A 12,234-nucleotide genomic window follows, 5' to 3' on the forward strand; every position below is an offset into this window, starting at 1 on the left:
ATTACGCTTATCGGTGTTTTAATGCGTTCAAATTACATAATGATGCCTATAATTGTACCTGAAATGACGGAAGCGAGCGTCGCGCCTAATAGCAGTTTTAAAGCGAATTTTGAAACATAATTACCTTGTTTTTCACTGATTGATTTGATGGAGCCTGACACAATACCCACAGTCCCGAAGTTTGCGAAACTCACTAAATAAACGGAAACAATTGCAATTGTTTTGTCAGAAAGGCCACTTGAAATTTTGCCAAAGTTCAACATAGCTACAAATTCATTCGTAATCAGTTTTGTAGCCATAATTCCACCTGCTTGTACAGCCTCTGCCCATGGAACACCCATTAAGAAGGCGACTGGTGCAAAGATATGGCCAATAACTGTTTGGAAGGAAATGTGAAATACGCTTTGGAAAATTACATTAATCAATTCCATCAGTGCAATAAATCCTAATAGCATGGCTGCGACGACAATCACAATTTTAAATCCATCCATTATACTTTCTCCAATCATTTGGAAGAAAGGAACGCGTTCATTTTCTTCAATATGCACTAAATCCTCTTTTTCGTCTAAATCATAAGGATTAATAATATTAGCAACGATAAGTGCACTAAATATATTTAGTACAACAGCCGTTACAACAAATTTCGGCTCAATCATTGTCATATATGCGCCCACCATCGCCATACTAATTGCACTCATTGCTGAAGTACAAATGGTATATAGTCTTTGTTGGGAGAGAAATGGAATTTGCTTTGCAATTGTTAAGAACACTTCTGGTTGTCCGAGCACGGATGTTGACACTGCAAAATAGCTTTCCAGTTTTCCCATGCCCGTTACTTTACTCAACAATAAACCTAAATACTTTATGATGATTGGCAGTACTTTTATGTAGTTCAGTATGCCGATTAACACAGCCATGAAAACAAGAGGTAATAGCGCGACAAAGAAAAACGTAAAAGCACCATCATTTACCATGCCACCAAATACAAATTGAATTCCTGTATCGGCAATCGCCAGTAATTTTTCAAAAAACACGCCGATTTTGGTAATTACAATAAGACCTATATTGGTATTCATCATGGTGTACACTAATACGATTTGAACTGCTAACATGATTAGAATACGTTTATATTTTATCTTTTTTCTATTATTGCTAAGCAAAAAGGCGATACCGAAAACAAACAAAACTCCTGTTAGTAAGAAAATAAAATTCATGTGAATCCCCCTCGTAAGCGTTTACATTAATTGTTGAAAAATTAGTTATACATGTTTGTGGTTTAAACATATGTTTAGTATACGCTTTCATGTTTGAATGTCAATATTTTTTTAGATGAATCCAACTGGGAATATAAACTAAATTCTGCCTCCCCCTTTTCTTATCCACACCTACGAATAATTTCAGGATCAAAAATTGAAAAATGATTTTATTCCGGAAACGACTTTTGATATAGCGATGGGGGGAACGTACTACTGGTAGTATTCAACCCGCAAGGTGATACTAAACAAAAAATGCCCATCCGCTTTATTTTCTCGGATGAGGCATTTTCTAACGCTATTTTGATTAATGCTATGCAGTTTTCTTTTTGGATAACAATCCATTCCGATTTAGCAGTATCGGTAAGCTCATGCCGAGAATAATGATTACAATTCCTACAATTTGTAGTGTAGAAACAGTTTCACTTAACAAGATGACTGATACCATTACTGCAATTGGCAATTCAATGGAGCTCAGTATGGAAGACATGCCCAATCCGACTTTAGGTACTGCAATCGTGAATAAAAAAACGGGAATAATCATCCCGAATAACCCTAATAACAAACCATAAACCCAAAGTCCTTCGTTAAACAAGGTTCCATTCCAAATCACTTCCGGTGACTGAAAAACAACTGACATCATAAAAGCGAAGAATGAAACAAAGACTAAGCGATTCGTGGTAGTCATATTTGTAGCTGCTCTAGCGTTAGCAAATAAAAATAGGGAATAACACAAAGCGGCTGCCAGCCCCCAAAACCATCCTTGTAAAGGGATTTGGGATATATCAACGTCTATTAGACCGGCAGCGGGTATGGTTCCGACAATTAATATGAGTAAAGAGATGGATTCAATTCGACTTGGAAATTTGCGTTTGGATATACAAGAAATCACCACGCCTATCCAAGTAAATTGGAACAGTAGTACAACAGCCAAAGAAGCAGGTAAATAGTTCAAAGAATGGCCGTAGACAATATTCGTCAAGCCTGTAAGAACACCTGCAAAGAGAAGCGGTTTAATGCCTTTAAAACTTAACTTAGTTCTGTTTGTAAAAATGAAAAGACAGACCGCGATACAAAAACCGAAAAAGAATTGACTGGTAACGGCTTCAGCAGCAGTAAAACCACTACCCATAGCTAATTTTATGATGGTTGAAACGACACCATAACTACTAGCAGCTATAATTACCAACAAGGGATATAGATACGTTTTCATCATTCTACTCCTCTTCTATTTTTTATGGTGCATTAAATTTAGGCTACGATTTTTGAATGTACTTAAAAAAATCATAAGCTCCAATATAAATCACAGATAGACCTTTTTACAATCTATTTTTTTATTATGTAGCAATAGGGTGGTTTAAATTGGAGTAATTAACACGCTTATAGTAAATAAAAAAGGCATCTCATTTACGGAGAAGTCTGTGCATGAGAAAGCTCTTTGTTGTCTGATAATTAATTATTTGTTAGTCTGTAGGGAGTAGATAGAGAAGGAGTCAAACTAAATTGAAATTAATATCATGGAATGTCAATGGCTTACGGGCATGCGTACGGAAGGGATTTTTGGACTATTTTAATAAAGAAAACGCAGATATTTTTTGTGTTCAGGAGACAAAGTTGCAGGAAGGGCAAATCGATTTGCAGTTGGATGGCTATCATCAGTATTGGAATTATGCTGTAAAAAAAGGCTATTCTGGGACGGCTGTGTTTACAAAAGAGCAACCGTTATCTGTGAAATATGGAGTGGGCGATGCTGACGCAGAAGCGGAAGGGCGGATTCTGACATTGGAGTTCGAAGAATTTTACTTAGTGAATGTCTACGTACCAAATGCTCAGCGTGACTTGGCACGATTACCTTTTCGCTTAGAATGGGAAGATAACATGCGGGAATACTTGAAGAAGCTTGATCAGCTCAAGCCGGTCATTTATTGTGGCGATTTGAATGTGGCGCATGAAGAGATTGATATTCGTAATGTTAAATCAAATATCGGTAATTCAGGCTTTACTGACGAAGAACGTAGCAAGATGACGGCATTGTTAGCGGAAGGTTTTATCGATACGTTCAGGCATTTTCATCCTACTCAAGGAGATGCCTATACCTGGTGGTCGTATATGAATAAAGTACGAGAGCGTAATATTGGCTGGAGAATTGACTATTTTATCGCATCTAATCGGTTGGAACCTTTACTAAAAAATGCAACTATTCATCCGCATATTATGGGGAGTGATCATTGCCCAATTGTTTTGGAAGTTCAACTATAAGGAGGTTTAACATGATTGCTACTATTCAACAACTTGAGCAAGGGTATGTAGCTTGCAATAAGCGTCAAATCAAGCATTCCGTGCAAGATGTTTGGGCAATGCTGACGGATAATACAAAATTAGAAAAGTGGTTTCAAGAGCTGCGTGTCGGAGAACTTCGTGAAGGCGGATTTATGCAGTTTGATATGTCAAACGGAAAGTTTGAGCAACTTGAAATATTGGCGTACGCTGTGCATTCAGTTTTAGAATTTGATTGGTTTGGCGATATTGTTCGTTTTGAGCTTCAGTCAGAGCAAGAAGGTTGTTTGTTGATTTTTGTAGAAAATTTTAGCGTAATTACTGATCAAACAATCAAAGATTTAGCAGGGTGGCATGTATGTTTGAATGTTATTGAGTCATTGCTCGATGATAAGCCCATCGATTCCAGAAAAGAAGAGTGGAAAAAGTGGCATGAGAAATATGAACAAGCCATGCAACCATTGAAAGTCGCTGATTGAGCATGACAAAGAGCTTCCGGAAATCCTATCCGGAAGCTCTTTGTCATGTGATTCTCAATAATTCTATGTGCTTTCCTCGGACAGTACAAACTCATTTTTCCCAGCCTTCATCCCGGTGAATAAGATAACGACAGATGCTACGATGAGAATAAACATAGGGACTGTCCAACTAGCTGTAAAGTCATGCAACAAGCCAAACAATACAGGTCCGATAGCAGCGAGTGCGTAGCCGAAAGACTGTGCCATGCCAGACAAATTAGCCGCTTCTTGTGGTGTCCGTGTGCGTAATGTGAAGAACATCATGGCTAGACCAAATGCCGCACCGCCCGCCAAGCCAATCATAATCATCCATAGTGCGGTGAGGGAAGTGATGCCTAATAGAACACCGCCATACCCGATAATATATAGGGTGGTAACACCGACAACAATCATGCGTTGGTCTTTCACTTTCCCAGCAATGATAGGAATAATGAACGTAATCGGAAGTTGAGAAAATTGCAAAAGAGAGACTAGCCAACCCGCATTATCTGCGCTTATGCCTTGTGCTTTTAATACTTCAGGTAGCCAGGCCGAAGTCGAATAAAAGAGCAGAGATTGGAAACCCATGAACAAAGTGATACTCCAGGCAAGAGGTGAGCGCCATAAAGGAAGTTTTTCCTTTGTTACTTCAGGTACTGCCGCCAAGCGATTATTTTTTAATTGCGGTAGCCAAACCAACAAAGCAACGAACGCTAATATCGACCACATGCCTAATGCGCCTTGCCAACCAACTGCTGTTTGAGCTAGTGGCACACTGACTCCAACGGCAATCGAAGCCGATAGATTCATGGAAACCGAATAAATACCCGTCATAAGTCCGATTTGTAACGGGAAACTCAGTTTTATCAAACTTGGCAATAGCACATTACCGAAGGCGATGGCTAGTCCAAGTAGAAACGTTCCGATGAGTAAAGTGGGTGTCGTGCCAAGCGAGCGAATAATAATCCCTGCTGTCAATAACATAAGCGAACCGAATAGGGTGAGTTCCATTCCAAAGCGCCGTGCTATCTTCGGTGCAAATGGTGAAATAATGGCAAATGCCAGCAAGGGAATCGTTGTTAAGAATCCTGCCAAGACATTCGAAACTCCTAAGTTATCTCGTATTGAAGAAGTAAGGGGGCCGACAGTTGTTAAAGGCGAGCGTAGCGTCAGTGCTATGAATACAATCCCTACTAGTAGAAGCCAAGTATTGCGTGTGAATGCTAATTTTCTAGTAGTATGTTGATTGGTCAAAATAAAACCTCCAAAATATAGTCAGTTTCTTAATCATAACACACTCATTCCGACAAACTTATTCTTCGAATTAAATGAATCATTTTTTAACTTTTGAAACTGGCGAAACATGCTATACTAACAGCATTCTAATAATATTCACTCATATAATCGCGGGGATATGGCCTGCAAGTTTCTACCGATTTGCCGTAAACAAATCGACTATGGGCAGCAACGGATTGAAGGGGAGATATCTCCTTTTCTTTTCCATTCGGCGAATAAGCTCGAATGACATTGCTCCACTCGTAGTATGAATGGATGCACGGTCATTCGAGCTTATTTTGCATTAAATCAGCAGAAGTTCCAGTTGATTTAATGCAGGCAGATACTATTTGCCCTAATGATCGTGAAACAACAGGGAGGAAGTAGAACATGAAGTTGCTTCAAGATAAAATTGTGCAGGATGGTAAAGTATTATCGGATCAAGTATTAAAAGTGGATACGTTTTTGAATCATCAAATTGACCCACAGCTTATGCAAGCCATTGGTGAGGAGTTTGCAACGCGATTTAAAGATGCAGGCATCACAAAAATTTTAACAATCGAATCGTCTGGTATTGCTCCATCAATGATGGCAGGTTTAATCTTAGGTGTTCCTGTCGTTTTTGCGCGTAAAAGGAAGTCACTTACATTAATTGATCATTTATATACGGCAAGCGTTCATTCTTTCACTAAGAAGGAAACGAATGATATCTCTGTTTCGAAGGATTTCATTACAAACGAGGATACAGTATTGCTTATTGACGATTTCCTTGCGAATGGACAAGCAGCACTGGGTTTACTCGATATCGTTGAGCAGTCGGGTTCAAAGTTGGCGGGTGTCGGCATTGTGATTGAAAAAGGATTCCAGCCGGGCGGAGATCTACTGCGCGAACGCGGTATCCGTGTGGAATCATTGGCAATTATTGCTTCTCTCGAAAACGGCGAAGTGACGTTTGCTGAGGAGGATAAAATTCAGTGAATGGTCCTATTAAAGCCACGGCATTAGGTTTCCAGCATGTGTTAGCGATGTATGCAGGGGCAGTGCTTGTGCCATTAATTGTAGGTGACGCACTTGGCCTCACTTCTACTCAATTGACGTATCTCGTTTCCATTGATATTTTAATGTGTGGGATTGCCACGATTTTACAAATTATGAATAACCGTTTCTTTGGTATCGGATTACCGGTTGTTTTAGGTTGTACGTTTACCGCAGTTGGACCGATGATTGCCATTGGTGGTGAATTCGGAATTCCTGCTATTTATGGCGCCATTATCGTATCGGGACTGTTCGTTATTGTCATTAGTCGATTTTTCGGTAAGCTTGTACGCTTTTTCCCACCTGTTGTCACGGGTTCAGTTGTTACCATCATTGGGATTACATTGATTCCTGTAGCTATTAACAATATGGGCGGTGGGCAAGGAGCGAGTGATTTTGGCTCGATAGCCAACGTGGCATTATCTTTTGGTACATTGCTATTTATCATTTTGTTCTATAAATTTTCGACAGGCTTTATACGCGCGATTTCTATCCTGCTTGGTTTAATTGTTGGGACGGTTGCCGCGACGTTTATGGGGATGGTGGATTTCTCGGCTGTTCGGGAAGCATCTTATTTTCATATGGTAGAGCCATTTTACTTCGGTTTACCGACGTTCGAATGGTCGGCTATTTTGACGATGATTTTAGTGGCAATGGTTTCATTGGTCGAGTCAACAGGCGTGTACTTTGCGCTAGGGGATATTTGTGAACGAGATATTAAGAAGGAAGATCTTGAAAAAGGGTATCGCGCAGAAGGAATTGCCGTTTTGCTCGGTGGAATTTTCAATGCTTTCCCTTATACAACGTTCTCGCAAAATGTTGGCTTGCTGCAAATGTCGGGTGTCAGGTCACGAAAAATCATTTTAATTACGGGAATTATGCTTATTACATTAGGGTTTGTTCCGAAGATTGCTGCGGTGACAACCATTATTCCAGTGGCTGTTCTAGGTGGAGCGATGCTTGCTATGTTTGGAATGGTTGTGTCACAGGGGATTAAGATGTTAAGTAAAGTAATTGGCGATTCTCAGGATAATTCTATGATTATTGCTTGTTCCATTGGACTTGGACTTGGTGTAACAGTTGCACCTGAACTGTTTGCACAATTCCCTTCAGGTCTCAAAATATTAACGAGTAACGGTATCGTCGCAGGTAGTGTAACGGCGATTGCGTTGAATATTTTATTTAATATGATTCCTTCACGGAAGAAAAATGTGGTGTAAATAAATAATCCTCCAGTCTGAAAAATAGATTGGAGGATTTTTTTTGATCAAAGCCATTCGAAAGTTAGTATAATAAACATCTTCACTAGACAGTACATGCGCAACATGCGACGATTACTAGATACTATGAAAGTAAAGGGGATATGATTTTATGTATAAATTAATAGCAATTGATCTGGATGGCACATTACTTACAGATGAACTGACGATTACACCTAGAACCATTCAGGCGATTCAAAAAGCGGTAGAATTGGGAACGGTTGTCACGATTGCGACGGGCCGTATGTATCCATCAGCAAAACAATTTGCGCAGCAACTTGGCATACAAGTACCAGTTATTACTTATCAGGGAGCTATTATTAAAAATATAGCGGATGATGAAGTGCTGTATGAGCGTCTTATTCCCGCGGATATTGCACAACAATTAGTAAATATCGCTAAAGAGAGGAATCTTCACTTGCAAGTATATCAGGATGATATTCTCTATGGTGCGGTAGAAAATGACAAGCTAATTGCTTATGCTGAAAAATCGAAGGTACCGTATCAAATCGAACCGGATTTCAGCAAGTTAACTAATCAAGGATTTACGAAAGTGATCTTTATTGAAGAACCAGAGATCCTTGATACTTTACAAGATGAAATATGCACCTTATTCGGAGAAAGGGCTCATGTCGCTAAATCCTTTGTCAATTATCTTGAGGTGACGCACCCGGAAGCGAACAAGGGGAGTGCTTTGCTGCATTTAGCAAGCAAGCTCGGCATCGATCGTACAGAAACGATAGGCATAGGAGATAACCACAATGATGTTGAACTAATTGAAGCGGCAGGTCTAGGTATCGCAATGGGCAATGGTGTCCAGGCATTGAAGGAAATTGCTGATTATACCTCACTGAGCAATAACGAAGATGGCGTTGGTCATGCGATTGAAAAGTTTGTTTTAGAGCCAGTTGGCGCTATGATTGAATGAATAATGAACTCCCCCAGTCCTGAAATGGATTGGGGGAGTTATTTTGGTATATACCTTATAGACTTGCCGGAATTCGTATTGTGACTGTCGTACCTTCGCCTAGCGCACTTGCTATCTCTAAGCCATACTGATCGCCAAAATAGTATCGAATTTGATCATGTACGTTTTTGAGACAGATATGTTCTTCAAGCAATGAAATGGAAGGCTCGACAAGTCGATTTCGCAAGTGTTGAAGCTGCTCCTCATCAACTCCAACCCCAACCCCAACCCCAACCCCAAGCCCACTATCTCGCACCCTAATCAACAAATCCTCTCCTGATAAAATAGATGAAACTTCAAGTACCACAGCATCAGATTTACGCTCTAACCGTTCGAAAAAATGTATACATAAGTAGACATTCACGCAAGGGCAAGAACGGAACCCCCCTTACGATTCGCATTGAAAGACTTTCACTTTCACACCAAAGGAATATAGCTACATCACACAGCAGTCGATAGACGAATCTATTGACTTCTGAGGACCAGAATGTCTGCCTTGATGGGTGATCCAACACCAGCTAATTGAAAATTGGATTACCGACAACTGCGATTTCATGGGCACACTTTCTTCCTTACAGGTTCAGTATGGCATTGCCACCGCACGGCTTTTAATAGTTTAATACATGTTATATAAAAGATGAATTTTCTGATTAAAGGAATACGATTTCCACTGTTTGTGGAGTTCTTTCCATTGCTCAAGTCGTTTTTCCAGTCTAATTCGTTCTTGATTTCCTTGAATCAACTGATTGATTGGGACTTTTTCCATCCTTTTTAAACCCAAGCCCCTTCTTGCAATGACCATCGCTGCACTTTCATGCGAACTCAATCCATACTTTTTCATGAATTTATGATGACCAATTTGACTCGTATATGCTGGATCAACAGTCACAAATTCTACGCCACCTTTTTGGCATTTACTGATTAACATGGATTGATAGGTCGAATAGGCAAAGCCACTTAGTAGTTTCGCTTGCTTATTCGATAGCTGTTTCAATTGTTGTTTTTTCTTTTTAAAATCTAATTTTTCATACGTAATCGGCTTTTGTTTCGCCGCCGCATAGTCAACAACGATTTTTAATGCCTCACTTAAACTCTGTTTTGCTTGTTCGCTCGACACATGATAGGCCTGAAAAGGCACTTGAAACGTATGCATCTGATTGCCAAAACGATCCACTTCCGAGACCGCTAAAAAGTTGGTATTAAAATCAATACCAATTTGCCCATGTTGTTGTATCGTTTTGATAGCGGGCATATCCACGTTCACGGACATATTGAGATACCAGCCGTTGTTTTTATATAGGAATTTACACGTCAACGCCCGATAATACATCATTTTGTTACCTTTACCTTTTGTATAGCCAACAGTTGGAACTTTTGCCGCGTCAATTAGTTCTTGCCCATACGGGAAATTTATGTTGGAAAGAACGATGTATTTGCCAAATTTATCTTCGTCTTTTCGATTAACCCGGATACGCAAGCGATTGTCCATATCATACGTACAACTTTGATTGCCATACGTTTCATCTTTTGAACCGATAAACGTAAATTGGGAAGCGCGTGCCTCTTGCCAGTTCATTTTCCATTGATTGAATGACAAATCATTTTCTTCAAGATGAAATTGCTTCTGAAATAATGCTTTTGAGCCAAAACATAAACGGATGATTCCGCACTTTTCATCTGCTTCTAGTCGTTCCAATTTTAATTGTAAACGATACAATTTTCTCTTTTGTTGATGAATGGCTGCCTTTACCTTTCGATAATTCCTTACTTTTTTCATAAAAAGAGGATCATCATTCTTCATTGCATGTAAAGAGAGTTGAGCTTTTTCTTTTTGCGCTACCTTTTTCATTAATACATGATTAATACGCTTAATTTTTTCTTTGGTTTCCACAATATAAAGTTTGGTAAGTTCCTTTTTCGACGAAACTCGACCATCCAACTGGTTTTTAATGCTGTTATATTGCCTAGCAGTAAGTTGATGGTTTGCGCAGTATTCTCTTTTCAACTGATTTGACGGCCTTTTGCGAGCATATAAATCGACAAATAATTTTCGTTCAATATGACCAAATTCTTTCGCATACTGCTGGAAAAAGTCATACACCTTCATTTCACTTCGACCCTGAAGAACAATCATCTCGTTCTTCAACTTTGTTTGATAGGTTCGGAACATCAATCATTGCCTCCCTATTAGTTGAAATTTTCTACTACCAAATAAATGAATTGTAAAAGGGGAACTAGCAATCTGTTTTTAAATACCCGTAATGGCAATGTGATAAACAATTTTCACAGCAGATGGTCATATTCTGTATTCATTTCCCGATTGTCCACTTATGTATACCTAAATCGTTTGCTACTCTAACCCATGAACAATACCGTTTTTGACAAGGGGCTGAAGGGAGAAATGCAACATTTGCATGGGTTCGCTAGTAGGCGCTAAGTTTCCGCTGTACTGAATTTGAAAAAGTTTATTATTTCTCACAATAACAGACAGATTGGTGATAAAGTAACTGTGGGGAAAGAAATTTCTACAACTTTATTATTTCTTTCTCCACTATTTTTTATTTTTCCGTTTTATTGGATTATTACGGGAGTGTAAGACTAATTATGGGGTTCTGATGGAGGGTGTTGCACTAGCTTCAATTCTTATGTTTGTTATTTTCGAAATGTTTCAAAGGTTGTTTATGCAAGGGATTACGATGGGTTCTGTTAAATTAAAATTGCGATGAGGAGAGAATTAGACATGTTACTAGATAAATATAAAGGAATTATTCCTGCATTTTATGCTTGCTACGATGAATTGGGGGATATATCGCGTGAGAGAATTCATCTGTTGGCGAATTATCTGTATGAAAAAGGAGTGAAAGGCCTTTACGTTGGGGGAAGTTCAGGGGAGTGTATTTATCACAGCCTTAAGGAAAGAAAGCAAACGTTAAAGTATGTTGCAGAGGTTCTACAAGGGAAATTGACGCTTATTGCTCATGTCGGAGCACCATCGACAAAGGAAAGCGTGGAATTGGCGAAGTATGCGGAAGAACTAGGATATGATGCGTTGTCTGCTATTCCACCGATTTATTTTAGACTTCCTGAAAGTGCTATTGAAAAGTATTGGACGGAGATTATGGATTCAACGGAGTTGCCATTTATTATTTACAATATCCCACAAACGACGGGCTATGATCTTTCTATTCGCTTATTGACGAAATTATTAGCGAACGACAAGCTCATTGGAGTGAAAAATTCGTCCATGCCGGTGATGGATATCGAACGATTTAAAGCGGCGGCGCACGAAGACTTTATCGTTTTTAATGGCCCTGATGAGCAATATGTCTCGGGTAGATTAATAGGTGCAGATAGCGGAATTGGCGGAACATACGGTGTTATGCCAGAGCTATTCTTACAAGCGGAGGTGTTTGTAGCATCTGGGAAATTTGCAGAGGCAAGAGAAATTCAGCGTGACATCAATGATATCATTATTGCACTATGCTCTTTGAATGGCTCGATGTATTCAGTCATTAAAGAAATTTACAAATTACGGGGCGTCAATATCGGTAGTGTGAGGGGACCATTGGAACCAGTACATGGGGCAGATTTAGAGAAAATTGAAGGCATAAAAAATAATATTGATAATGCGATACTGAAATACACAATTTTAACGAAGTAATTGGGGGAGT

11 protein-coding genes and 1 riboswitch are annotated in these 12,234 nt (G+C 39.3%); of the genes, 6 read left to right on the top strand and 5 right to left on the bottom strand.

Annotated features, from left to right (window positions below; genetic code table 11):
* Positions 1-32: 32 nt before the first annotated feature.
* On the bottom strand, positions 33-1,214 hold the full coding sequence (locus R2B72_RS13750) for a NupC/NupG family nucleoside CNT transporter (protein WP_318617197.1): 1,182 nt from the start codon (positions 1,212-1,214) through the stop codon (positions 33-35).
* Between the two features lie 352 nt (positions 1,215-1,566).
* Positions 1,567-2,469, bottom strand: coding sequence for a DMT family transporter (locus tag R2B72_RS13755; RefSeq protein WP_318617198.1), 903 nt, complete (start codon positions 2,467-2,469; stop codon positions 1,567-1,569).
* A 287-nt stretch (positions 2,470-2,756) separates the two neighbouring features.
* Here R2B72_RS13755 and R2B72_RS13760 point away from each other — a divergent pair, with 287 nt between their 5' ends.
* On the top strand, positions 2,757-3,512 hold the full coding sequence (locus tag R2B72_RS13760; protein ID WP_318617199.1) for an exodeoxyribonuclease III: 756 nt from the start codon (positions 2,757-2,759) through the stop codon (positions 3,510-3,512).
* A gap of 11 nt (positions 3,513-3,523) precedes the next feature.
* Positions 3,524-4,009, top strand: coding sequence for an SRPBCC family protein (locus tag R2B72_RS13765; protein ID WP_318617200.1), 486 nt, complete (start codon positions 3,524-3,526; stop codon positions 4,007-4,009).
* A gap of 63 nt (positions 4,010-4,072) precedes the next feature.
* Here R2B72_RS13765 and R2B72_RS13770 read toward each other — a convergent pair whose 3' ends face one another.
* Positions 4,073-5,284, bottom strand: coding sequence for an MFS transporter (locus R2B72_RS13770; protein WP_318617243.1), 1,212 nt, complete (start codon positions 5,282-5,284; stop codon positions 4,073-4,075).
* A 119-nt stretch (positions 5,285-5,403) separates the two neighbouring features.
* A riboswitch (purine riboswitch) is annotated at positions 5,404-5,505 on the top strand.
* A gap of 187 nt (positions 5,506-5,692) precedes the next feature.
* Between R2B72_RS13770 and R2B72_RS13775 the strand changes: the two genes are divergently transcribed.
* The 3 genes from R2B72_RS13775 to R2B72_RS13785 all read left to right on the top strand — a co-directional run bounded on the left by R2B72_RS13775 (position 5,693) and on the right by R2B72_RS13785 (position 8,524).
* Positions 5,693-6,280 carry a xanthine phosphoribosyltransferase gene (locus R2B72_RS13775; protein ID WP_318617201.1) on the top strand — a complete coding sequence of 196 codons (588 nt, stop codon included), beginning with the start codon at positions 5,693-5,695 and terminating at the stop codon, positions 6,278-6,280.
* Between the two features lie 8 nt (positions 6,281-6,288).
* Positions 6,289-7,557, top strand: coding sequence for a nucleobase:cation symporter-2 family protein (locus R2B72_RS13780; RefSeq protein ID WP_318617244.1), 1,269 nt, complete (start codon positions 6,289-6,291; stop codon positions 7,555-7,557).
* A gap of 151 nt (positions 7,558-7,708) precedes the next feature.
* Entirely contained in the window at positions 7,709-8,524 is an 816-nt protein-coding gene (locus tag R2B72_RS13785; protein ID WP_318617202.1) for a Cof-type HAD-IIB family hydrolase, read from the top strand.
* Positions 8,525-8,579: 55 nt separating this feature from the next.
* On the opposite strand, the gene R2B72_RS13790 is transcribed toward R2B72_RS13785, so the two are convergent.
* Both R2B72_RS13790 and R2B72_RS13795 read right to left on the bottom strand, forming a co-directional pair.
* Positions 8,580-8,828: a hypothetical protein gene (locus tag R2B72_RS13790; protein WP_318617204.1), complete on the bottom strand. Its 249-nt coding sequence runs from the start codon at positions 8,826-8,828 to the stop codon at positions 8,580-8,582.
* A gap of 351 nt (positions 8,829-9,179) precedes the next feature.
* Positions 9,180-10,733, bottom strand: coding sequence for an IS200/IS605 family accessory protein TnpB-related protein (locus tag R2B72_RS13795; RefSeq protein WP_318617205.1), 1,554 nt, complete (start codon positions 10,731-10,733; stop codon positions 9,180-9,182).
* 570 nt (positions 10,734-11,303) lie between these two features.
* Between R2B72_RS13795 and R2B72_RS13800 the strand changes: the two genes are divergently transcribed.
* Complete coding sequence (locus R2B72_RS13800) at positions 11,304-12,224, top strand: dihydrodipicolinate synthase family protein (RefSeq protein ID WP_318617206.1); 921 nt, start codon at positions 11,304-11,306, stop codon at positions 12,222-12,224.
* Positions 12,225-12,234: the final 10 nt, after the last annotated feature.

The sequence above is a fragment of the Sporosarcina sp. YIM B06819 genome (genome assembly GCF_033485175.1).
Lineage (GTDB): Bacteria > Bacillota > Bacilli > Bacillales_A > Planococcaceae > Sporosarcina.